The organism is Streptomyces sp. NPDC088197, from assembly GCF_044741185.1.
Classification (GTDB): Bacteria; Actinomycetota; Actinomycetes; order Streptomycetales; family Streptomycetaceae; genus Actinacidiphila.
In genome coordinates, this window is record NZ_JBIUSD010000011.1 from 213,974 (window position 1) to 237,063 (window position 23,090).

The window sequence follows — 23,090 nt, forward strand, 5'->3', positions numbered from 1 at the left end:
CTCACTGGGCCGCTTTGGCGATCACTGCGCTGGCGTCGTCACGGCGGGTCGCGGCCAGGCGCAGCAGCCCCGTGGCGATCACCGCGGGCGGATGGTGCAGCATCCCGGCCAGATCGGCGCCTTTCCAGCGTTCGCTGAGCCCGTCGGAGTGCATCACCAGCGCCCCCTGTGCGGGCATCCGGTATTCATGGGTGCGCAGTTGGTGCGTCTGGTGGCCGACGATGCCGGGGTGGGACAGCAACGTGGTGCGGGTGGTCCGGGTGAGCAGGACCGCGGTGATGTTTCCGACGCCGCAGAACAGCACCCGCCCGTCGGGCTCGAGACGGGCAACGGCTACGGCGGCGCCGCGGGTGCCGCGTAGCGCGCGGTGCACTTCTTCCATCACCTGCTCGGGCGTATGACCGGATCCGGTGCGGAACGCCTGGACGGCCGCCTGTGCGGCCAGCGCGGCCAGCGGGCCGTGGCCCAGTCCGTCGCAGGACATGACGAGCAGGCCCTCGCCGGGCCCTGGCACGGCGCCCCGCACGGGCGCGGGACGTCCGCCTCCGCGCACCGACGCGGGACGGCCGCCCCCGTGCACGGGCGCCGGACGTCCGCCCCCGTGTGCCGACGCCGGACGGTCGCCTCCGTGTGCCGACGCCGGACGGCCGCCCGAACCCGGCCACGGACCGGCCCGGAGGCCGGCGTCCGCGGCGCTGACCGCGGTGGGACGGGGGCTGGTCAGGTCCGACCAACTGGGCGGTGCGCCGGCGGCCTGGTCAGGGGCTGCCGGCGCTTGGCCGCGCGGCGCCGTTGTCCGCGCGTCCATACGCGCGGCCCACGCGTCGCCGCAGGACTGTTCGCCGCTGATCGGGCGGGTGATGCCTCCGACGGCGGGTTCCCCGGCCGTGGCGGGCGCCGCGGAGCGCGGCCAGAAGCGGGCCAACTGGACGGTGCCGACGCCCGGTTGGGAGTGGATGTCGAAGGTGTCGGCGAGACGCTGTACGGCGCCCAGGCCGATGCCCAGCGTGCCCGCGGTCGACATCCCGTCCCGCAGGGCGGCGGAGACGTCGGCCATGCCGGGACCGCTGTCGACAGCGATCACCTCCACACCTGCCACCACGTTCCCCGCGGACTCGGCGTGGCTGCGCAGCACCCGCAGCAGCAGGGAGCCGTCGACGGCGTGCTTGGTGATGTTGGCCGCCAGTTCCGAGACGGCCAGGACCAACTCGGCGGTGCGCTGATCGCCCAGGCCGATCCGGCGGCCGAGCGCCGCCGCCGCGCCACGCGCGGCGTCGAGCCGGTCGCGGAACCAGGCCACGTCCTCGCAGTCGGCCAGCCCGGGGGAACCGGGGGTCGTCATCGGACCCACTTGGTGATGGTGACGGTGGTGCCTTCGCCGGGCGTCGTCTCCAGTACGAAGTCGTCGACCAGCCGCTTGGAACCGGGCAGTCCCAGGCCCATTCCGCTGTCCGAGGTCCAGCCGTCGGTCATCGCCAGGTCGATGTCCGCGATGCCCGGTCCGTCGTCGGTGAAGACGAGCCGCACGCCGCGCCGTCCGTGCTGCTCCACCAGCAGTGCGGTCATGGTGCCCCCGCCGCCGTGGATGAGGGTGTTGCGGGCCAGTTCACTGGCCGCGGTGATCAGCTTGGTCTGCTCCACCAGGGAGAACCGGCATTCCTGTGCCAGCGCGCGCACCAACTGGCGGGCCTGTACGACCTGGGTGGTGGCGGTGATCTCCAGTACCTCCGGGGTACGGGAGGCGCCGTTCATGCGTCAGCCGCTGCGTCCGGCACGGTGCTTTCGAAGCCGTGCCCGACGCGGTCGTGTTCGAGCATGCGCAGGCCCTTGTCCAAGGTGAGCGCGGTCCGTACGTTGCCGAGCGAGAGGCCGAGTTCGACCAGGGTGATCGCGACGGCGGGGCGCATGCCCACCACGACGGTCTGGGCGTCCAGCAGCCGGGCGAGGTTGGCGATGGTGGCCAGCATGCGGCCGACGAACGAGTCGACGATCTCCACGGCGGTGATGTCGATGATCGCCCCGTGCGCGCCGGTGTCCACCACCGCGGCGGCGAGGTCGTCCTGGAGTCGCATCACGGCCTGGTCGTCGAGGTCGGTCTGGATCGAGACCAGAAGTACCTGCCCGATCCGCAGGACGGGTACCTGCTCGCTCATCGGCCACCGGCCTGCGGCGCCGTACGGGAGACCGTGACTCCGGAACGGCGCAGCGCGTGCCGCAGGGCGTCAGCCAGCGTGGCCTTGGTGACGATGTCACCGAAGTCGATGCCCAGCGCCACGATGGTCTGGGCGATCTGCGGGCGGATGCCGGAGATCGTGCACTCGGCGCCCATGAGCCGGGCCGCCACGACGGTCTTCAGCAGATGCTGGGCGACCTCGGTGTCCACGGCGGGCACACCGGTGATGTCGATGATCGCCTGCTCCGACCCGGTGTCGATCAGTGCCTGGAGCATCTTCTCCATGACCACCATGGTGCGCGCCGAGTCCAGGGTTCCGACCAGGGGGACGCCGACCACGCCGTCCCACAGCTTCACGACCGGGGTGGACAGCTCCAGCAACTGCTCCGCCTGCGCCGCGATCAGCCCTTCGCGGGTACGGGTGTAGACCTCGATGGTGAACAGCCCGAGCGTGTCCAGCAGCGCGGCGAACTGCAGGTACGCCTGCGGGTCGCTGTCCTCGCCCTCCAGCGCCGGCGCCAGGACCTCCCTGAGCGCGAACACGCTCACGGCGGTCTCGGTGGGAGCGAAGCCCTGCATGGCCCGGTTCCGCGACAGTTCGGTCAGCAGCGCACGTACCTCGCCGAACGCCTCGTCGTGCCCGTCCACGCTCCCGCTGCCGAGCGCGGCCAGCAGCGCGGCGTAGATCTCCCGGAGCTCCCGCTCGACCTCGGAACGGCTCACCCGTCCGCCGAGCGAACCGGTCACCTTGTCGGCCCACTCGGCGGCCAGATCCTCACCCCGGACGGACAGCAGACCGATCAAGCGCTTAGCGATGTCTTTGCCAGCCACAGGGAATCCTCTCTCAACGGGATCAAGCGATCCTCGCGGAACTCTAAGCCATACGGGTGAGAGGCAGCCGGGTGATCCCCCGAGGCGCCGCCGCTCCGCTCCCCCAGGAAGCGACGCCCCTTCCGCCCCCCGTACCACCGACGATCACGAGAGACGCCAAGCCCACCAACCGGGTCAAACCCTTCTGGTCGACGACGCCGAAGTCGAAACGCCCCGCCCCCCGAGCACGAGGCGGCATCGCCGACCCTCCCGCGCCTCGGCCTCTCCTTCGCATTGCGCCTTCCCCTGGCCGGGCGGCCTCGCTTCTCCGGCCGCGCACGGCCATTCCCCGGATAACGCGGGTCATGTCATGAGGAAGGTCACGGCGAAGTTCTTCGCGGAGACGTATGCCGCCGGCGGGGCGCGGGATCTGCTCAATGGCGCTACGGCGCCCCTGAAGCAGACGGCATCCGACGGTACGGTCCGCACCGTGACCTACGCCGTCAACGGCTCCGGGGACCTGGCCTCGGTGAACGACACCCTCAACCGCACGACGTCCTTCGGCTACACCGCGCACAAGCCGACGTCGATCACCAGCCCAGCCGCCGGTGCGGCCCGGCGACTCGGTGGCCCGGCTGTCCTACCCCTCCACGACGCAGACCCTGCCGGTCGCGCCCAACACCGACCAGGCCCAGCCGGTCGCCTCGGTGCCGCACACCACCTACGACCTCGCCGAGCGGTGCCTCTCAGTCCGCGCTCTACGGCAACACCGCCGCCGCCTGCACCGCAGGTCGGGGACCGGTATCTCCTGGGGCCAACCTCGGTCAGGCAGTTGACGAGACGGTCAACGCCCACCGCTCCCGCGTGGCTGAGCCGCTTGCCGCAGCGGGAGACCGCCGCTGATCGCGTCCGCCCAGGACCGCTGGCGGCCGGGCCACCGGTCCGGATTCATGCGTACCGGTCGAAAAGGGCCTGGAGGTATCCCTCCAGCCGCCTGGTCAGCAGGGTGGGGGTCAGATCAGCACGGCCCACCTCGCGCCAGGGGATGGCGACCTTCTCGGCGTCCGGAGCGAAGGCCAACGCGTCCAGCAGACGCCAGTAGAGATGCGCGGCGCGGTCCTCGGCCAGCGTTCCTCCCGCCTCGAGGTAGCGGTCGGCGAAGAGCATGCCTGCGGGAACCCCGTGCAGCAGGGCCAGGGCCGTCGAGCAGTGCGCCACGTCCAGGTCGGCCGGCCCCCACGAGGTCTCCACCCAGTCGACGACGCCGCTGATCCGCAGACCGTCGCCGTCACCAGTGAAGAGGACATTGCCGGGATGGAAGTCCCGGTGCAGGAAACAGGCCCGGTAGTCCGGGGGCTCGCGGCGGATCACGTCCACGGCCCGTTGCCACAGCTCAGGCCGCTCGGTGTCTTCGGGCGGGCTCACCCGCTCGGGAGAGGTCCACGCCTGATAGGTGCGCGGCCGGGCCTCCGCGGTCACCGGCAGCCGGTGGATGCGGAGCAATTGACGGGCAAGCAGTTCGGCACGCCGATCGGCCCCTTCATCGCCCAGGCCCACGGTCCCGGGCAGCAGGGACATCAGCAAGGAGGGATGGTCGCAGTAGCGCGCCGTTGCGTCCACCGCCACAAGCGTGGCTGCGGGCACGTCCGTGTCGCCGAGCAGGCGCAGGACGGCTGCCTCGCGGGTCAGCAGGCCCTCCGCGTGCCGGACGAAGAAGGGCTTCGCAAAGGACCGCAGGACTAGTGAGCGTCGACCGCCCGGCCCGCGGATGCCCAGGCGGCGCATCTCCGACGTCCAGCCGCCACGCAACCGTACGACGTCCTCGATGCGCTCGGCCGCTGACAGCCCCTTCTCCACCCAGGCACGCGTCGCACCCCAGCCCTGACCCTCAAGATCGGCACCGATGTGCCCGGCCCCCTCGCCCGAAACCATGAAGGCAGGCTACCGACCTCACCTACGGACGCATCCCATGGCCACCGCCCACGACGGTCCCGTTCGCCCGCTCGGCGTGCCGCCTCGAACCTGTACCCCTCAGACGTCGATTCGACCATGCCCAAGACGCTGGCCAGCGCCGCCGTCAACCGGCTTCCGCACCCTACGCACATGGTCTCCCCCGACCGGTTCGGCGGCAGGCCGAGAGGAAGAAGCCGACCCGGAGGCTTTGCTGCGCTCGACGTTGGCGACCATCTTGCGCAGCACCTTGAGCGCGACTACGTACCCTTCGTCGCTGATGCCCTCGTGGACCACACCGCGCAGCTCGGTCACCAGCTCGCGCAACCGCGCCCTGGCAGCGTCCCCGGCATCCGTGAGCCGCAGAGCGCTGCCCGCTGCCCCGACCACCTGGTGGCGGGCACCGACGGGCGGTGTAGGCGGCGTCCAGCACGGTCAGGGTCTCCGGATCGCCCTCGGTCCGCTGGCCTGCGGTGAAGAGCGGCTCGACGGCCGGTCTCCGGGGCAGGGACGACCGAGAAGGGCTGGCCGGGCGTCGAGAAGCAGACTTGGTCCCCGCCCTGGTCAGGAGACGTATTCGATGAGTTGCATCATGCCGCGGTCTTCGTGCTGGAGGTGATGGCAGTGCACCAGGGCCCGGCCGGGAAAGTCCTTGAAGCGGACGCGGAGGGTCACCGAGCCGGACTTGTTGATGGCGACGGTGTCCTGCCAGACGGGTGTGTCGAGTGCGCGGCCGTCGACGGCGGTGACCAGGAAGTGGTTGGTGTGCAGGTGGAAGGGGTGATTGGCGTGGCTGGCGGAGTCGTTGGTGAGCGTCCATTCCTCGGTGTCGCCGAGCCGCAGCGTGTGGTTGACGTAGGAGGGGTCGAATCGCCCGTAGGTCGGATCCGACGGGTCAGCCGCGTCGCGGGTGGCGGGGGTCGCGCCGTCACCGGTGATGCGGAAGGCGTGGGTGAACGCCTGCCCGGGGAAGGCGTCCATGTCGCTGTGGAAGGTCAGGGCCCGGCGCCGGGTCACCTCGGCCGGGTCGATGAACGGCGCGGGGCCGGGCAGCTCGGTGGGCAGGTCCATCCGTACGCCGGGTCCCGACTGCACGGTCATGGTGGCCAGCAGGGTGTCCCCGGCCATGATCCGGTAGTTGCCCGGGCGCTGTGCGCGGATCATGACGTCCGCGCGGTTGCCCATGGCCAGGGTGACGCGCTCGCGCTCCACGGGCCGGGTGAAGGCGATGCCGTCCATGGCGATCTGGTGCAGGGTGTGCCCCTCCACCTCGATCGGCAGGACGGTGAACGCGGAGGCGTTGACCAGGCGCCAGCGCTGTACCTCGCCCACGCGCAGCCGCACCTGCGGCCGGTAGTTCCCGTTCACCACGAAGGTCGAGGGAACCGAGCTGAGATCGTCCTCGGCGTGCAGGTCGGGTACCTGGCCCCGGGCGAGCTTCAGTTCGCCGACGCACATCACCAGGTCGCTCGCGGCGGCCACCTGCGGGACCTGGTCGATGGCCCCCTCGACGATCAGGGCGCCCATCAGCCCGCTGGACAACTGGACGGCGGCTGCTCCGTGTACGTGGGGGTGGTACCAGAACGTGCCGCCCTCGTGATCCGCGGGAATCTCGATCCGGCTGCGGTAGCTGCGCGTGTTCAGGCCGTTGCGCGGGTCGTAGGGGGTGAACTCGCGGAAGACGTTGTCCGCGTCCCCCGTCGGCGAGACGTGCAGGCCATGAGTGTGAACATTGATCGAGTTGAACTTGTGCGGGACGTTGTGGTCGGCGTGGGAGGTCTGGTCGGGGTTGGGCGGCAGGTCGTTGACGTGCTCCAGGTCGAGCACGTCGCCCGGGCGCAGCCGAAGTGTCGGCCCGTTCACATGCCCGTTGTAGAGCCGGAGGTTGACGTTGCCGACGCCGGGCAGCACGCCGCGGGTGAACGCGACCCGCAGAGAGGTCGACAGGACGCCGCCCTTGGAGCGGATGACCGGCGGCTGCGGGAACGGCGCGGGCGCGGCTGCGGCCCGGGGCGCGAGCAGCGCCCCCGTCGCCAGCGCCGGGGCCGACGCCAGCAGCGCACGCCGGCTGACACCACGTGATGAACCCATGAAACGCCTCCACACGATGCCGACCAATGTCGCGTCAAGCATCGCGAAATGCGCAAATGCCTACAAGCACGACACGCCTGACCCTTGATGCGCCGCGTCACTCCGGGAAGCTCTGGCCGTCGGCGCCGGCCCGCCGCACCTCGCCCCGGCCTTCCACCTGTCCCACACCGCCGCGACCGCTGCGGGGCCGTCGCGCAGGGCAGACAGAGAGGACCGACACGGCTGCTGTCGAGGAGCCGCCGTTAAACCAGTGGCGTCCCCGTGGACGAACCTCATAGCTTGTACGCCCATGACCGATACTCCGGAGATGCGCCCGAATCCGCGCGACCTCGGCCGGGTGTTCAACGAGGTGCCGGAGCTCTACGACCGGGTCCGGCCGGGCTACCCCGACGAACTGTTCGCGGACCTTGTCGCCGTCACCGGCACGGACGACAGGTCGTCGGTGCTGGAAGTGGGCTGCGGCACCGGTCAGGCGACGCGCTCGCTGGCAGCACTCGGCTGCTCAGTGACCGCCGTCGAGCCGGGCGCGGAGATGGCCGCGCTCGCTCGCCAACGGATCGCGTCCTTCGGCAACGTCGACGTCGAGACGTCGACGTTCGAGGAGTGGGACGATCGCGGCCGACGCTTCGACGCTCTCGTGGCCGCGTCGTCGTGGCACTGGGTCGACCCGTCGATCGGCTGGCAACGGGCGCACGACGTGCTCCGTCCCGGAGGCTGGATGGCGGTGCTCGGCCACGTCGTCGTCCGCCGGCCGGGAGAGCAGGAGCTCTACGCCGAGACCGCCGATCTCCACGAGCAGCTCTGCCCCGGGAACCCCGACTGGCGTCGTCCTCCCCTGGAGGACGAGGTGCGCGCCACCGACGAGGGCTGGGGCCTGGTCGACGATCCCGGAGGACTGTTCGGCCCCCCGATCGTGCGCTGGTACCCGACCGTGCAATGGTTCGACGGAGACGGCTTTGCCGATCACCTCCGCTCGTTGTCGCTGTACCGGAGGCTCGACCGCGACATCCGTGAGCCCCTGCTCGACGCGGTAGCCGAGCGCGTCCGCACGCGGATGGGCAACCGAGCAGCACGCCGCTATCTGAGCGTCCTCCGTGTCGGACAACGCGCCGAGTAAGCCACCCGCGCCGTGCGCGCGGATCGGCCGTGGACTCGGCCGTGGGCGTGGAGATTCCGCATCGCCACGACTGGGCACGCTCCACCGAATGGCGGCGGGCCCAGGCATTTCCCGCGAACAGCGGCTCGACAGCGCCCCGCCGCGCCTCCCCTCGCGCGGCAGGGCATGTGGCACCCGTTAGCGCTACTTGTCGAGGTAGTCCCGGGCTGCATCCAGCGTCCCGGCGACGTAACCGCCGACCGGCAGGTTCAGCCCCTCGTACTGGCCCTCCTCGTCCAGGCTGCCGTCCGGCTGGTAGAGACGCACGATCGGCGTGGGAAGCTCATTGCGATCCAGCGGCGGATCCCACCCGACGACCCGGCCGAGGTAGGACCGGTCGTCGTCACGGGCCGCGTAGTACAGCAGGTAGTGCGCCGGATCGACGTAGAAGGGTGCCGCGGGGTGCTGTCCCGGCCCGCCGGTCTGCGGCTGCGGCCACTCCCCGGTCGTGGATGCCGCCCGCCACGCCTGTTCGACGTCCTCGGCGGTCCGGCCGATCCACCACCGCTCGGTCACCTCACCCAGCGAGACGTACTCGGGCTCGCCCTCCACCCCGCCGGTGCCGACGAAGCGCACGACCGGCTCTACGGCAGAGGTGTTGATGGGATGCAGGTACCGGTAGAAGGCCACGACGCGCCCCACCCGCAGGTGGCCGTCCCGGTCCTCGCCGTAGAAGAAGCGGCCGTGCCGGTAGTAGGTGTCGGTGATGTCCTCGTAGACCGGCCAGTGCTCGAAACGGGGATTCCGGTAGTGCATCGTGATCTCCCTGTGGTCGCCGCAAAGCACCACAGGGTACTGCCCGGAGGCTCAACTCACCTTATTGCGCTGGTAGTTCACCGGCAGCCCCGGGCCGCGCGGGCTCACCGCCGGTTGAGACGATCTTGGTCCAGGGTGAAGTGGCGCTGACCTGGCCGGCGGGCCCTTCGTGCACCGTCGGGACGACAGGATGTGAACCTGCGACTCCTTGATCACCAAATCGCGAAGTCCTCCATCGCTCACCACCGCGCACCGCGTGTGGTCCCCGGTTGCTCTCTGGCAACCTGGGCCCGCGCCTCACAAGACGTCCCTTCTCCGGTCTGCGCCACCTGGCGGCATCTGACAGTCGAACGTCGCCGCCGTGTTCCAACACCCCGAACGCAATGCGTTGTTCAGGGCGGTCGCGAGACTCGGTCCAGCACCAAGGGGCTGGACGTAGTAGGCACTCTCCGTGCCAGCCGGGCCCGCCGTGCCCGCGTGGAACCCCATGCAGCGGCGGGCTGTACTCGGTTGGAGTAGGCGATGCCGATGTGGGGGCGCAGCGTCGGGGTGGGGTGTAGGCCGGACAGCTCCGCGGCGCGGGTCGCTGTGTCGAGGTGGGAGTGGAGCCGACGGACGGGGGTCCAAGGTGCGAGGCTGTATCGGACGGCGCCGCGGGAGCCTGTCATGGGGATGGCGTGCGCGGTAGCCGCCGACGGCAGGTGGTGTCCGGCCAGGTCAACGAGACGGGCGAATTGGTGTTCGGTGACGTCGTGGGCCCGTCCGATGCGGCCGAGAGCCGGTGCGATCGATGGCGTCGAAGCCCCAGACCGGTGAGGACGGTCCGGCTGCGCTCTGCCTGGTCTGCTAGGAGCTGTCCGGCCGATCATGTGACCGTCTCCTGATCTGCTCGTTGTTCCCGCTATGGGGCGGGGAGAACGCGGCGATCTGTCGGATGCCGAGGGGGAACGGCTGCGGCCGTTCTTGCCGGTGAGCAACGGTCGGTGGGAAGACGGTCTACGACCGCCATCGGCTGTGGTCGGCCGACGGTACCTGGGAACGCCCGATGCGGCAGGTCCAGCCGCAGATGACGCGGTGGGCGAGATCGACTGGGGCGCTCGTGCGGCGGCTTCACCAGCAAAATCCACTTGAGCGCGGACGGCTTCTGCCGTCCGTTGTCCCTGATCGTCACACCGGGGCAGCGGGCCGACTGCACCCCGTTCATTCCAGTGCTGGAGAAGATCCGGGTTCCGCGGCTCGGGTCGGGCCCACACCGCAAAAAGCCCGACAGCGCCGCAGCCGACAAGGCCTACAGCAGCGGTCCTTGCCGTCAGTACCTGCGGCGGCGCGGCATCCGGCACACGATCCCGGAGAAGACCGACAGCCAGGCTGCCAGCCTGTGCAGGGGATCGCGAGGCGGACAGCCACCCGGCTTCGACAAGGAGCGGTACAAGAGCCGCAACACTGTCGAGAGGGCCATCAACAAGCTGAAGAACTTCCGCGCTGTCGCGACCCGCTACCACAAGCGCGGCTACGTCTTCCTCGGCACCGTCACGCCAGCCGCCCTTGTCATCAGGCTCCGCACCTGACCGCGTGTCATGACATCAACCCACCAAAGCTGCCGGCGCAAGTACTAGGCCGGCTGCCGTCATGAAGTCCTCAAGGCTGATGACGCCGCTGCCGGTGCCGTCGTCCCATTCGGTCAGGAGCCCCGAGCGACCCTCGTTCCAAGACTCCGGACTGTCATCAAAGTCAGGGCCGGGGTGCCACTCGACGCTGCCCTCGCCATGCCGGTATCGGAGATACAGGTAGTGGCCGTCCGCCGTCCAGGCATCCCACTGCGATGGGCAGCCAGAACACGTCTGCACGACCCGCGTCAGCTTTCGACCTTCATCCATACTCATCCGACGATGGTCGCGCAGCACCAGGCGCCCAGCAATCGACTTCGATCTCATGCAGCAGCAGCCGCACGCACGCCATCAATGATCGGCCGGACAGCTCCTAGGTCCGGGGCATCGGTGAAGTGCACGAGCCAGTAGTAGGCGCGTGTCGCTTCGGTCCAGCCCGGCCCGTCCCAGTGGTTGGTCATGACCTCCACATCGGTGAACGCGGCCCAGTCGTGTGCGGCCACCGATGCCGTACTGTCGAGGTCGGGCGGCGGGTCGGCTGGTCGGCGGGAAACGGCCGCTTGTCCGGGCCGGTCCACACGTGCTGATGTCCCTCCCTCGACCGGCTTTGCGATCATGGTGGCAGGTGTTGCGAAGCCGGCGACAGCAGGGGTCGCGGACCAGGCTCTGAGGATCTCGGTGTCGTCCTGGACCGAGGGCAGTTCTGCCCAGCGGGCGGTGGCGCGGGCTGCGAGTTCGTGGGCGCGTGTGACGACGGACGGGATCGGCGGTCCGGCGGGCTGCCGGATGGCGGCGGCCCACAGTTCCATCGCGCGTTCTACGTCCCGTACGGCCAGGTAGGCAGTGGCGGCGTCGAGGCTGACGAGTGCGCGGCTCCACGGGTCTGCCGGAACCTCGGCGAATTGCCCGGCGCGGAAAAGGGCTTGCGAGCTGTCGCCGAGGGCCAGGTGGGCGGTCGCGGCGCTGGCGCGGGTACGGGTCAGGCCGTAGGGGGACAGCGAGACGCACGGCGTCATGGTGTCGGGAACATCGTGCCGTTCGGCGAGCTCCTCGGCGCGGCTGAGGACGTGGTGGACGCCGGTCCGGTCGCCCCACTGGCATGCGCCCGATACGAGAACTGGCGACCGCCGGTCCACTGGACCGCCGTCCTGATCTTCGTGGGACACGACCAACGGAAACGGCCCATTCACCCTGCCCGGAGGCCCCGTCGCCGAGAACCCGCAGCCTCAGGAATACCGCCCCCAGGGCTGCGCGCCGCCACGGCCGAAGGCCGCGAGACGCCGGAGCGGGCGCCGCCCGAAGGCCCCAGCATCGCTGACGTGGACGAACCGGCCGTCGACTGCCGACAGCTAGAGTCAGGCGCCGCGCCGACCAGCCCTGCCCGCCCGACTGCCGCCGGGTCGCGGACTACCAGAGGGAGTTTCTGACCTGCCCGTCGTGCAGGGTCACCACCTGCGTGCCCGGCGTGTGCATCCAGTCGAGGACGGCCTGGAACTCGGGCCACCGCGTGGAGGTGATCTTCCAGTGCCTGCTGATGTCGGCGCTGGTCCGGTAGCACTCGTTGAGGACGTACACCGTCCGACCCGTCAGCGCCGAGGCCGGGTCCAGCGGGTCGGCCCGCTCCGGACCCTTAGCAAGGCCGTAGGTGACCAGGAAGGACTGGTGAGTGCTCCTGACGAAGCGGGCATGGCTGTCCCACAGGCGGTCGCCGGCAGCGACGTTCTTGGCGTCCGTGGTAACGGCGATGGTGAGCAGATGGTCCTGGGCTGTGCAGGGGTTCGGCGATACGGTGTGCCGCGCCGCTGCCTGCGGAACCGCTGCGGCCGTACCGTAGCCCAGAGCAGCCACACCCCCCGCCGCCACAACCGCTCCTACGGCAGCGCACAGTGCAAGCCGCTTGCCACGCGTGAGTTGACTTGGCACAGGAACATCCCTTCGTGCGAACAGATCTCCGCGGGTCCCGGAAGCCGGCTCGTAAAGCGGGCCCGGCACCACGCACCCATCCCCAGTAGGCGGCTCCCCGCGTGCCCCCGCCTGCCGGACCGGTCAAACAGGTGACTACGAATCCAGCCCCCGCCACAGAACTCGCAGACTGAAGGCGGCTGGGAAAGCTTCCAGTTCCCGACGGATGGCCTCTTCGTCGCGCAGAGCGAGCGTGAACGGAAGATCAGCAACGGAAGATCCCACGCCCCCGGATGCCGCGAGGTGGTACCGGCTCGGATGTGGTAACGGTTCGAGCGCCCGAACCTGCGGCGAGTCAGGCGATGCACCTGCCCTGCCCCCCAGCGGAGCACGGGCACGGGGTGTGGCCTGCGGATGTTCCGGCTGACGGGTGGTCAGGGGCGGTCTCGGGATGGCGGCTCGGGGACGTGGTGGAGGAGGGATGGCAGGCGGAGGAAACGGAGGGGGCGCGCCGACCGTCACGACGCCTCCGGCAGCGCCCGGGAATTCCAGACCAACCAAGATGAACTGGCGATACGCGCGTACGGCTCAATGCCTGTCGCGTTCGCATTCTCCGTGTGACCGGGTATGAACGCGGTCGTTTATTGGCAGCCTGCCATCGCGGCTGATTGGAGATTACAGGTGGGTTTTCGTCGGTCTCCTGGCTACGGAGAGTCGCCGTGCCCGGCTGGCGGCCGGGCCCTCGCCCGCCGCGGCCCAGGTGCGCGGGGTACCGGCCGGGCGCGGTAGCTTACCCGGGTGAGCCTCCTTGATGATGTGGCCGAGCGCGACGGCTGGCGGTGCTGGGTGTGCGACGAACCGGTCGACCCCGAGATGTCGGTGAACGACCCGCGGGGGCCCAGCGTGGACAGCCGGACCGCCGACCGGAAGGCCAAGGTCGCCGAGCGACTGGCGCACCGCGGCTGCAACACCCGCAAGGGCGCGGTCGAGGTGGTCATCGCTTGGCCGGACCGCCTGTACGTGGTCGAACCCGCGCCGCTGATTACCGTTGCCGGAAGACTGGAGCGCAAGGGGGGCCGCGAGATGGTGGGCCGTTGTCCGACCCGGCGGGACGCCCAGGAGGCCGCGGATTGGCTGGTGGACCGGTTCTCCCGACTGGTTCCCGGACTGCTGGTGACCGCCGAAATCGAGCCGGGCGGCGGCCAGTTCCTCGTCATCCTGGCCACCGGCCGCCGCTGACCGGGCAGTTCGCCAGCCCCCGCACGCGTCGCCCGCCTGCGCGCGAGGGGCCGGTCGGTGACCGCCTCCCCCGGCATCCTGTCCGCCGACCCTGTCAAAGCCCAGGTGGAATATCTGACACCGCCGGCACAGAAATACCAGCAGACCGACCGCAGCATTTCGTGCCTTTAGCGGCCAGTAATCGGAGATCCAGCATTACCGCTGGTGGCATGCTATGGTTTCCCCAGTTGCAGTTGTGGTTCCCAAAGACTTCAAGTGCCTTCACCGCTGTAAGCGGTGGAAGCACTTTTGTATTTCCGGTGCATTCCGGATGGGGCAACCTCGCGGCGACGCGGAGGCCGCACAGTGCGGGCTCCGGGCACTGCCCCGAAGGAGATATGACATGGCTACTGGCACCGTGAAGTGGTTCAACGCGGAAAAGGGTTTCGGCTTCATCGAGCAGGACGGTGGCGGCGCTGACGTGTTCGCCCACTACTCGAACATCTCCGCTTCCGGCTTCCGCGAGCTGCAGGAGGGCCAGAAGGTTTCGTTCGACGTCACGCAGGGCCAGAAGGGCCCGCAGGCCGAGAACATCGTTCCCGCCTGACGCTCACGCGTAGCAGTAGGCCGGGGCCCGCACCTTGGGGTGCGGGCCCCGGCCTACTTGGTTTTCCCCCCGCCCCCGGCCGCCATGGCGGCCCGCGCGCCTTCCCGGCCGCCCGGAGGAGCACCTCTGCCGCAGCGGGGAAGTCCAGCCCCGGTCCGCCATCAACGTGTGAGTACCGCTGGTGCCCGCGGGAACGGCCGGACAGCTCGTCGAGAGCTCCAGATGGCCCGCTTCGTACATTCACTTTCATCGGTTCGTTCCTGTGCTCCCTGTGCGGCTCGTCTGCCGCCGGGGATCCCTCGACGCACCGCATCGAGGAAGGTTCTCCGTGAACCGCACTGTTCGCTCCACCGACCGCTACTCCCGCACCCGCTCCCCGGGCTCCGGCTCCGGCTCCGCCTCCGGCCGTGGTGGATACCGCGGCGGCCAGGCCCCGAGCCGTTCCGGCGGCCCTTCCCGTTCCGGCGGCTACGGCGGTCGGCGGCCCTCGGCCCCGCTGGGCGAGTTCGCCCTGCCGGTCTCCGTCACTCCGGCCCTGCCGCCGGTGGAAACCTTCGCCGAACTCGACCTGCCCGCCGCTCTGCTGACGTCGCTGGCCACGCAGGGAATGGCCGTGCCTTTCCCGATCCAGGCCGCGACACTGCCCAACTCCCTCGCGGGACGTGACGTGTTGGGCCGCGGGCGCACCGGCTCTGGCAAGACCCTCGCCTTCGGCCTGGCCCTGCTGGCCCGTATCGCGGGTCAGCGCGCCGAGTCCCGGCAACCGCTGGCCCTGGTCCTGGTCCCGACCCGCGAACTGGCCCAGCAGGTCACCGACGCCCTCACCCCGTACGCCCGCGCCCTGCGGCTGCGGATGACCACGGTCGTCGGCGGCATGTCCATCGGCCGGCAGATCAGCGCGCTGCGCGGCGGAGCGGAAGTCGTCGTGGCGACGCCCGGACGGCTCAAGGACCTCATCGACCGCGGCGCGTGCCAACTGGGCCAGGTCGGCGTCACCGTCCTGGACGAAGCGGACCAGATGGCCGACATGGGCTTCATGCCGCAGGTCACCGCGCTGCTCGACCAGGTGCGCCCCGACGGCCAGCGGATGCTGTTCTCCGCCACCCTGGACCGCAACATCGACCTGCTGGTGCGCCGCTACCTCAACGACCCGGTGGTCCACTCCGTCGACCCGTCCGCCGGCGCGGTCACCACCATGGAGCATCACGTTCTGCACGTGCAGAACACGGACAAGCACGCCACGACGACCGAGATCGCCGCGCGTGACGGCCGGGTGCTGATGTTCCTCGACACCAAGCACGCCGTCGACAAGCTCACCGAGCACCTGCTCAAGAGCGGTGTACGGGCGGCGGCGCTGCACGGTGGGAAGTCGCAGCCGCAGCGCACCCGTACCCTCGCGCAGTTCAAGACCGGGCACGTCACGGTGCTGGTCGCCACCAACGTGGCCGCCCGCGGCATCCACGTCGACGACCTCGACCTGGTGGTCAACGTCGACCCGCCCGCCGACCACAAGGACTATCTGCACCGCGGTGGACGCACCGCCCGCGCCGGTGAGTCCGGCCGGGTCGTCACCCTGGTCCTGCCCCACCAGCGCCGCGAGATGACCCGTCTGATGACCACCGCAGGCATCACCCCGCAGACCACCCAGATCCGGTCCGGGGAAGCCGAGTTGAACCGCATCACCGGAGCCCGCACGCCTTCCGGTGTGCCCGTCACCATCACCGAGCCAGTCGCCGACCGCACCAGGCGCAGCACGTCCGCCGCCTCCGCGCGCGGCCGGCGCAGCCGCCCCGCCGCGGCCCGGCGCTCCGCCCGTCCGACCACGGCCTCGACGGAGACCCAGGGCCGCCGTACCGCACTCAGCCCGGCGGCCTGAACGCCGCCGGACCGCACTCACCAGGGCGAACCGGCTCCTGTCCCCATCCCCCCTCATCTCCGCGAGGTCCCATGCGCTGCATCATCGCCCACTTCCCCTTCGACCTCACCAAGAGCGGCGTGCAAGCGTCCATGAAGGGCATCAAACCCGAGGTCGTCACGGGCGAGTACGTGATCATCGGCCGACGCCACTACCCCGTGAAGCAAGTGGGAGAGGTGATCACCCGCCAGGACCGCCGCGACTTCAGCGCCGCCGAGATGACCCGCGCCCTCCTCAGCCTCGGCTACACCTGCCGCAACACCGCCACCCACGTCCCCGTCACCGCCTCCAGTCCACTCCGGACAGCCCAGTCACTGCTCGGCATCCCCGTGACAGCCTGACCCACGAGGAGAACCCACACTCGCGGCACACCGGCGGGCTCCTGGCTCCAAGCAGCAGGCGCCCGATCCCGCCTCGTCCCAAGCGCGGAGGTCACTCCTCGGCCCGCGCCAACCCGGCCAACGGCCGTGCCAGGCTTCCGATTCGAGCGGTCGCCGACCCTCGCATGTCGCGGGCGGACGCTCAGCCCTCTGCCCCACCAGCCGCCGGCGGGGCAGACGCCAGGGGCCTCTCGGGCGACGCCCGAGGAAGAGGGCTGCGGGCGGCCTCGCCGCAGATGCCCGCGTCCACCAGCCCGTGGGGCCGCGCCAGCCGCGTGATTGACGACTGGTTCTTCCTTTTCACCGGTGCACGGACAAGAAAATTCCACAAAGATGCGGAGTTCGCGAATCTGTTGCCGCACGCCGAGCGAGCAGGAGTTACAGAATGGCCACAGGTACTGTGAAATGGTTCAATTCAGCTAAAGGATACGGATTCATCGAGCAGTCGGGCGACGGTGAAGACGTCTTCGCGCACTACTCCAATCTCGTCAACGACGCTCTTCCTGGGCTGACCGAAGGCCAGAGGGTCCACTTCGACATCGGGCAGAACCCAAGGGGTCTGTACGCGGAGAACATCACCTGCGACTGACGCCGGGCCACTCCCGGCCCGTCCCAGTCGGCTCGCTGTCCGGTGGCTCCGTAGCGTGGACACGGCGGTCTTCCCGGTCCGGACCCCTCCGCGATCCGACGGTCGCGGCCCGCCCCGGCGCACGGCTCGTCGAGCCGGACGCCCGTACCGGAAAAGACCCGCGGCTCGTAAGAAGTGCCGATCTTTTTCCGTACGCTTGGTCAAGCACCCGAGCACAGCGGGTCCCCGTGGTCGATCACCATCTCTCCTGGCAGGCCCGAGGATTGGCCGTCACCGGCGCACCACAAAAGCGGATTCGACCACCCGCGTGCAGCGAGCCACGCATCCCCGGCTTCGGCGCGGCGGCCACCCGCTCCACCACGCCCACCACGCCCCCCGCGGCGGGGGCCGGAAAGGACCGGTGGCCGGGCCCGCCGGCGGAAGGTGCACCAGCGGTGTCCGGGACGACGTCGGGTGGCGTGTCGGCGCCAGACCGGGAATCACGCTCAGGAGCCGACGGCTGAACGTCTTCGGCGATCATGTGCACATATGAGGAGCACCTCCGCGACCCGCAGAAGCTCCCTCGCGTCAGGGACACCGGTCAGACGTCGGCCCGGTCGCCGGGTTGGGACCGGCGTAGTTGTTCGTTGATGCGCTGCGCTTCCTCGAGCTGGTCTTCGAGGATCACGATGCGGCAGGCCGCCTCCACCGGGGTGCCCTGGTCGACGAGCTCGCGGGCGCGTGCGGCGATGCGCAGTTGGTAGCGGGAGTAGCGGCGGTGTCCGCCCGCGGAACGCAGCGGGGTGATCAGGCGGGCTTCGCCGATCGCGCGGAGGAAGCCCTGGGTGGTACCGAGTATCTCGGCGGCCCGGCCCATGGTGTACGCGGGGTAGTCGTCGTCATCGAGACGCCCGTTCGTGTCGCCTGCTGTCATCGCACCTCTCTGCGGAACGCGTGGAGGGGCCCCGGTGCCATACCGGCACCGGGGCCCCGAAGGAACTGCTACACCATCTGCCGACCTGCTATTGCGTCGGCCTACTGTGTCCGCACCGCCACCAAAGGGTGAGCGGCAGGTGCGGGGATCGCGGTTGCTTGACCGGAGACCACCTCACTATCGATGTCCTGCGGTACTCGGACTCGACACTCCGCCCGGGCGATCCCGATGGCGCTCAACTCCTCCGTTCTTCCCTCTGGATCAACTGCCTGCCAAACGTGAACTGCACACTTCTTGTACTACTGATGGCCTCTACCAGCACCACTCTTCGACAGCCAGCCCCGTCGCCCGTCCTGCGTCTTCTCTGGCTTGGAACCCCACTGCCGAACCTCCCGGTGCGCGCGCCCGCAGCCGACGCCTTCACCGAGGTACTGCTCACTGACTTCGCTGCTGGTTACCGCACACCGCACTTACCGCTACTACCGCTGCGGTCCTTCTCACGGCGGCCCCTGATCACTGCGGGCCACCCGGTCCGGTCGTCAGTCCCATCGCCCGTCTGGCAACATCCCTGGCTTTGGAACTCCACCACCGTACCGACCTGCGTCATGTGCGTACTGCCTCCCGGCAGTTCGTCTCTGCCGGGCCCTCTGTCTCTCTGGGTACAAGAGAAACCGTACCCACGCCACCACCAAATGTCTACTCCGGCCATCACAGATTTTCAGTCACCGGGGGCCGAGGTAACCTGCCACCAACTCCGACGCCGGCCTCTTCGCCAGCCCCCACCGGGGACGGATCACCACCGCCGTCCTGCGCGACGCCACCCACTGGGACGACATCGTCCAGACCCTCGGCTACGAACACCCGCGCCGACACGACCTGAGACGCACCCGCCCGACCTGGACGGCGGACGCCGGAGTCCCCCTGCACGTCCTCCGGCTGATCGCCGGCCACGGCTCCCCGCAGACCACCCAGCGCCGCCTCCAACGCCTCATCACACGGAAACCTCTGCCGACAAGCCGAAGGGCCCGCTGGCCTGGCTAAATGCCAGTCCAGCGGGCCCTTCGTGCACCGTCGGGACGACAGGATTTGAACCTGCGACCCCCTGACCCCCAGTCGCGAAGGCCAAGGGAATTTCCCCGCCATTCGGGACCAATCCCCCGCGCATTACGCCTAGTTATGCGTCCATCGCTCACTACCGCGCACCGCGTGTGGTCCCCGGTTGGTCCCCTGCCGTAACGGACGAGACGGTCGCCCGAGCCCGCACTGCGGCCGAGTGCCTGTTCGAAGCCGGTGATCAGGCTCAGGGTCTGACGGCACTTGCGGGCAACCGCAAAAAGGTCCTGGGCGCATACGGATGGTGGCGCCACGACTGGTCGGGCTGCTGCAACAGCTGGCCGACGAACCATGGTCCGTCCCCCGACCCCTGTTCGCTCAGACCACTCCAGGTCCACCACTGCTGTTCGCGGGTCTGGTCCCGCGGAAGCCGATTTCGACGCACTCCATGACACAGAAGCTGAACCGGCACAGAATCTCGTGCCGCGCGGCCCCCAACTCCGCCCTCGCCACCAATCTCCCCAGCCCCATCCTCGCCGACCTGACCGGCATGCAACGCCACACCGCGATCCGCTGGGTCGCCTACGTCAGACGCGACTGGACCGAGTACGTGGCGGCACGAGCCGAGGACGAGGGCCACAAGCGGGAGAAGAAGCCATCCACCAATTGCAGGTAACCCATATCGTCGTGTCATGAGCGAGGCGATCCGGGCACACGGCCTCTACTACCCCTTCTTCCGGATACGTGATGACGGTTGGCTGAAGGTGACGCCCTTGTACTGGCCCAAGATTGTACGTTTAGTCCCTGCGAGCGATGACCTCGCAGCCTATACGGCCCGCCCGTCTTCCAACCCTGCGGTGCCGACGCACGCACTCACACGAAATGTCGCCCACACCATGCGGGTGCTCACGGAGGAACTCGGTGTCGTCGAACGGGTTCCTCCCCGCATGGTCCGGCTGGGTGTGCGGCGTCGACCGAACAGGTGCCTCAACACGACCCCTCACCTGTCAAGACAGGTGAGGCGGGGTGCCAGCCGGGGCGGCGACCGCGGCACGGCGTCGCGCGCGCAGCGGCAGTGGAACGGCTCAAAACCCTGAGCGTCGTCCGCAGCGGGAGGGGAGCCAGCGCGTGGCCGTTCGGCTGGGAAGCAGTCCCGTACGCCCCCAGGCGGTTTTCCCGGCTCTCTCGGCTTCGGTGCCCGCGCGGGTCGGCGGCCTGACGCCCGCCGAGGGATTCGAAGTCCGCGGCCAGGAACCGGAAATCGGACCTGCTCCCGACCACGTGTGCCGCCGCCTGGGCATGCAGGAAGGAGAGCAGGCCGCTGTCCGGCGATGGACCTATTTCGTCAACGACACCGTGATCCGCACGGTGGACACGACGGCACCGCTGCGGCTTGTCCGGGGCAGCGCCTGGATGCAGGACGACCGTACGCCAGAGAATCTGACCGAGACGCTCGCCGGCCCCGGCCACACCGTGTCGAGTGTCGTCGACGAACTCCGTCCACGGCTGACGCAGCCGGTGGAGGCCACCCGTCGGGGGCCTGAGCGGCGACGACTCGCTCCTCGCGATCGAGATCATCTCCACCGCCTACACGAATACGGGCCAGGCAGTCCAGGTCACCGTGACTACCCTGCCAGCACATCTCAACGTCACCGTCTACGAGCGGGGGCGGATGCGCCGGGCACCTGCGGGTGACCGTCCGCCGTACCCGGCCTGCATACGCCGGATCCCGGCGGGACGCACTCCTCGACGGGTACCGGCGGCCACAGCTCGCACGCACTCTGCCCGCGCGCAGGCCCTTGCCCCGAACCGCCCCAACTGCGGAAACCTGGGCAACCGGAAACGGCCCTCATCTGACAGAATTTCCGCCCCGGCCCAAAGGAATGACCGAGTCGACGGGGAGGTGCGGTCCTCCCTGGAGGAGCACGCGAATCAGGAAGGAAAACTCCCGTTGCCCCAGCTTGCGTCAGCCAGGGCGCCCAGGGCGTCATCACCCGTTGCTGATATGCCCGCATTCATGATCGACCATTCAAACTCCCTCAACCGCGACGATGCCGTCACGGTCGCCGCCCCGGGGGACTCAGGAAGGCGACTGGCCCTCCGTCACCGACGTAGCGTCCGGCGTCGCTGGTGTCAGCAACGCCGACCATGGGGCGTTCCAGCGCGGGGAGTCGGCGTACGGCGGCGTGCGAGGCGCCCAGAAGACGCTTCCCCGGTCGCATACTAAAAGACGCATCGGTAGGCCATATGTTTAACGCGAGCACATTTCAGACAGTAGCTGATTCTCCGCGATTAACCCGTTTCGGGGTGATCTTGAGTGCCGCTCTATTTGCACTGGTCGGATGCACGAGCGCCCACCCCCACGGCTCCATGGAGAATCGGAACCCGCAGCGGGCGGCAGGCGCAGGAGACGAAGCGGGAAGAGAGCGTCCCGGCCATCCGAAGCTGAGTGTTCCCTCGGCTGCACCCAGAAGGAATGGCTCATTCCGCTATCAGTCATATGATTCCCCACCCTCTGATGCTGCGGTGCCGCACAGGTATGATATCGACGTCGACACAGGAAAGGCCTGGGAGGTCAGCGGCCCATGGCGTGTCCCCGTGCCAGCGGACAGGGTCCCGGCCGACACGATGTCACCGCCCCGCCCGAGCTGCCCTCCCCCGTCGCCCCCCGCAGCCCCACCGCCGTGCGCCCGACGGTGAAGGGCGGTTCGGGGGATTCTTGCGACACCGGGCGCGCAGCTCCGCTGTGCCGTCTTGTGAAGCCAGCCGTGTCAGCGCCGGGTGATGGCAAGCCCCTGCGCTGGGACAACCCGCACGAGGTGCCGGATCACCGTCGGAGCTGGCCGTGCACGCCCAGCGGGCAGAAAACGAGGTCTGCGGCGGCTGCCGACGCTGTGCTGCGCTCCTGGCACCGCGAACTGGCCGATCAGTTCGTGCGCGTGGGCGATGGTCGGGGTGGTGTACCAGGCCGGGCCTGCCGGGCGGCGGCCGTGCGGGGTGAACGGCGGCGGCAGACGCGGGTCAATGTCGATGCCGGACCAGTCAGGAGTCGGGCACCGGGCTGACACACACGTGCCGGTCGCGGTGGCGCTCAGCGGCGACAGCTGCATCGCTGGAAGCGTTAGAGCCGGAAAGAGGAGAAGCCCGGCGGGAACCGGTGATCGTGGTCCAGATTCTCGCGTATACGGGTCACTTCGGCGGCGGTCAGCCGCCGCTGCCCTCCGTTCGTGAACAAGTGCCACTGCCAGTCGGCTTCGTGCCAGCTGTACGCGACCACCGGGTCCAGCGGCTCCGCTTCCAGCTCTGCGGCCTCCTCCTCAGTGAGCGGCGGAAGCCCCCAGGCCAGGCCGGCCCAGCCGAAGCGGTAGGGCGGCTCGCCCGCGGGCTGGCGTGCCAGCTTCGCGTACGGCCGCCCGGCCTCGGCGGCACTGTGCCGCGGTGCCAGCACCGGTTCGAGGCCGATGACGATCAGCCCGCTGTCCGGGTCGCCGTCGTCGAAGGTGACCTCTTCCAGCGGCCAGGGCCACCACCGGGGCATGGGCCCGACCATGGCGCCGTCGCCGTAACGCGCCTGCCACCGGCGGAGCCGGTCGAAGAACGCGGCGTCCTCGTCCTCACCGAAGGCACTCTCACCCGTGTTCTCGCTCATGACCCTAGTAGAACCCACCCCACTGACATCGGCCGACGGCCTATCCACATGTGCAGCCTGTCCGGCGCGGCCATCGTCTACGAGTAGTCACCCCGAGGTGATCATCACGGTCGGCACCAGGTTCCACTCGTTCGACGGCCGGACACTGGAGATCTTCGGCGGTGACCCAGTCCGCTTCTACATACGGAACATGTACGTACACGTCACCCGCCTCCGAGACCTGTTGCCCGGACGTCGCCGATCGAACTTCCCTACGTTGTGGCAAGGGTCCGGGCCAGCCCTTCGTATGGTTGGCCCGCCCAGGGGTGTCGGGTGTGGCTT

General features: G+C 69.4%; 19 protein-coding genes and 3 pseudogenes. 9 read left to right on the top strand and 13 right to left on the bottom strand.

Features of this window, described 5'->3' with window-relative positions; translation table 11 throughout:
* Position 1: 1 nt before the first annotated feature.
* From ACIOC1_RS25420 to ACIOC1_RS25450, 7 genes and pseudogenes are all read right to left on the bottom strand, one after another.
* Positions 2–1,342, bottom strand: coding sequence for a SpoIIE family protein phosphatase (locus tag ACIOC1_RS25420; protein ID WP_401856452.1), 1,341 nt, complete (start codon positions 1,340–1,342; stop codon positions 2–4).
* Positions 1,339–1,752 carry an anti-sigma regulatory factor gene (locus ACIOC1_RS25425; RefSeq protein ID WP_355342689.1) on the bottom strand — a complete coding sequence of 138 codons (414 nt, stop codon included), beginning with the start codon at positions 1,750–1,752 and terminating at the stop codon, positions 1,339–1,341. The genes ACIOC1_RS25420 and ACIOC1_RS25425 overlap by 4 nt, the downstream gene beginning before the upstream one ends.
* Positions 1,749–2,153: an STAS domain-containing protein gene (locus ACIOC1_RS25430; protein ID WP_355342692.1), complete on the bottom strand. Its 405-nt coding sequence runs from the start codon at positions 2,151–2,153 to the stop codon at positions 1,749–1,751. The genes ACIOC1_RS25425 and ACIOC1_RS25430 overlap by 4 nt, the downstream gene beginning before the upstream one ends.
* Positions 2,150–3,004 carry an STAS domain-containing protein gene (locus ACIOC1_RS25435; RefSeq protein ID WP_355342695.1) on the bottom strand — a complete coding sequence of 285 codons (855 nt, stop codon included), beginning with the start codon at positions 3,002–3,004 and terminating at the stop codon, positions 2,150–2,152. The genes ACIOC1_RS25430 and ACIOC1_RS25435 overlap by 4 nt, the downstream gene beginning before the upstream one ends.
* A 927-nt stretch (positions 3,005–3,931) precedes the next feature.
* Positions 3,932–4,915 (bottom strand): phosphotransferase family protein, encoded by a 984-nt coding sequence (locus ACIOC1_RS25440; protein WP_401856453.1) that lies wholly within the window; start codon positions 4,913–4,915, stop codon positions 3,932–3,934.
* A 228-nt stretch (positions 4,916–5,143) separates the two neighbouring features.
* Positions 5,144–5,311: pseudogene (locus ACIOC1_RS25445) on the bottom strand (MarR family transcriptional regulator); the annotation flags it as partial.
* A gap of 186 nt (positions 5,312–5,497) precedes the next feature.
* Positions 5,498–7,024 carry a multicopper oxidase family protein gene (locus ACIOC1_RS25450; protein ID WP_401856454.1) on the bottom strand — a complete coding sequence of 509 codons (1,527 nt, stop codon included), beginning with the start codon at positions 7,022–7,024 and terminating at the stop codon, positions 5,498–5,500.
* 289 nt (positions 7,025–7,313) lie between these two features.
* On the opposite strand from ACIOC1_RS25450, the gene ACIOC1_RS25455 reads away from it, so the two are divergent.
* A complete protein-coding gene (locus ACIOC1_RS25455) occupies positions 7,314–8,141 on the top strand; it encodes a class I SAM-dependent methyltransferase (RefSeq protein WP_401856455.1) in 828 nt (275 codons plus the stop codon).
* Between the two features lie 183 nt (positions 8,142–8,324).
* Here the strand turns inward: ACIOC1_RS25455 and ACIOC1_RS25460 are convergent, their stop codons facing one another.
* Positions 8,325–8,936 (bottom strand): hypothetical protein, encoded by a 612-nt coding sequence (locus tag ACIOC1_RS25460; protein ID WP_401856456.1) that lies wholly within the window; start codon positions 8,934–8,936, stop codon positions 8,325–8,327.
* Between the two features lie 903 nt (positions 8,937–9,839).
* Between ACIOC1_RS25460 and ACIOC1_RS25465 the strand changes: the two are divergent.
* Positions 9,840–10,504: pseudogene (locus ACIOC1_RS25465) on the top strand (IS5 family transposase).
* A gap of 15 nt (positions 10,505–10,519) precedes the next feature.
* Here ACIOC1_RS25465 and ACIOC1_RS25470 read toward each other — a convergent pair.
* From ACIOC1_RS25470 to ACIOC1_RS25480, 3 genes are all read right to left on the bottom strand, one after another.
* Positions 10,520–10,819, bottom strand: a complete 300-nt coding sequence (locus tag ACIOC1_RS25470) for a hypothetical protein (RefSeq protein ID WP_391046191.1) — start codon at positions 10,817–10,819, stop codon at positions 10,520–10,522.
* 47 nt (positions 10,820–10,866) lie between these two features.
* Positions 10,867–11,709, bottom strand: coding sequence for a hypothetical protein (locus ACIOC1_RS25475; RefSeq protein WP_401856457.1), 843 nt, complete (start codon positions 11,707–11,709; stop codon positions 10,867–10,869).
* Between the two features lie 241 nt (positions 11,710–11,950).
* Positions 11,951–12,391 (bottom strand): hypothetical protein, encoded by a 441-nt coding sequence (locus ACIOC1_RS25480; RefSeq protein WP_401856458.1) that lies wholly within the window; start codon positions 12,389–12,391, stop codon positions 11,951–11,953.
* A gap of 852 nt (positions 12,392–13,243) precedes the next feature.
* Here ACIOC1_RS25480 and ACIOC1_RS25485 point away from each other — a divergent pair.
* The 5 genes from ACIOC1_RS25485 (at position 13,244) to ACIOC1_RS25505 (ending at position 17,154) form a co-directional block, all read left to right on the top strand.
* Complete coding sequence (locus ACIOC1_RS25485; RefSeq protein WP_401856459.1) at positions 13,244–13,684, top strand: hypothetical protein; 441 nt, start codon at positions 13,244–13,246, stop codon at positions 13,682–13,684.
* 382 nt (positions 13,685–14,066) lie between these two features.
* Positions 14,067–14,270: a cold-shock protein gene (locus ACIOC1_RS25490; protein WP_311297653.1), complete on the top strand. Its 204-nt coding sequence runs from the start codon at positions 14,067–14,069 to the stop codon at positions 14,268–14,270.
* Between the two features lie 328 nt (positions 14,271–14,598).
* Entirely contained in the window at positions 14,599–16,146 is a 1,548-nt protein-coding gene (locus tag ACIOC1_RS25495; RefSeq protein WP_401308824.1) for a DEAD/DEAH box helicase, read from the top strand.
* Positions 16,147–16,217: 71 nt separating this feature from the next.
* Positions 16,218–16,526 carry an SCO5918 family protein gene (locus ACIOC1_RS25500; protein ID WP_355342723.1) on the top strand — a complete coding sequence of 103 codons (309 nt, stop codon included), beginning with the start codon at positions 16,218–16,220 and terminating at the stop codon, positions 16,524–16,526.
* Positions 16,527–16,950: 424 nt separating this feature from the next.
* On the top strand, positions 16,951–17,154 hold the full coding sequence (locus ACIOC1_RS25505; RefSeq protein WP_355342726.1) for a cold-shock protein: 204 nt from the start codon (positions 16,951–16,953) through the stop codon (positions 17,152–17,154).
* Positions 17,155–17,734: 580 nt separating this feature from the next.
* Here ACIOC1_RS25505 and ACIOC1_RS25510 read toward each other — a convergent pair.
* Positions 17,735–18,067, bottom strand: coding sequence for a MerR family transcriptional regulator (locus tag ACIOC1_RS25510; RefSeq protein WP_401719176.1), 333 nt, complete (start codon positions 18,065–18,067; stop codon positions 17,735–17,737).
* Positions 18,068–18,817: 750 nt separating this feature from the next.
* Here ACIOC1_RS25510 and ACIOC1_RS25515 point away from each other — a divergent pair.
* Together ACIOC1_RS25515 and ACIOC1_RS25520 are read left to right on the top strand one after the other, a co-directional pair.
* Positions 18,818–19,048: pseudogene (locus ACIOC1_RS25515) on the top strand (tyrosine-type recombinase/integrase); the annotation flags it as partial.
* 520 nt (positions 19,049–19,568) lie between these two features.
* Positions 19,569–19,796 (top strand): hypothetical protein, encoded by a 228-nt coding sequence (locus ACIOC1_RS25520; protein ID WP_401856460.1) that lies wholly within the window; start codon positions 19,569–19,571, stop codon positions 19,794–19,796.
* A gap of 2,445 nt (positions 19,797–22,241) precedes the next feature.
* Here the strand turns inward: ACIOC1_RS25520 and ACIOC1_RS25525 are convergent.
* A complete protein-coding gene (locus ACIOC1_RS25525) occupies positions 22,242–22,769 on the bottom strand; it encodes a hypothetical protein (RefSeq protein ID WP_401308838.1) in 528 nt (175 codons plus the stop codon).
* Between the last annotated feature and the right edge of the window lie 321 nt (positions 22,770–23,090).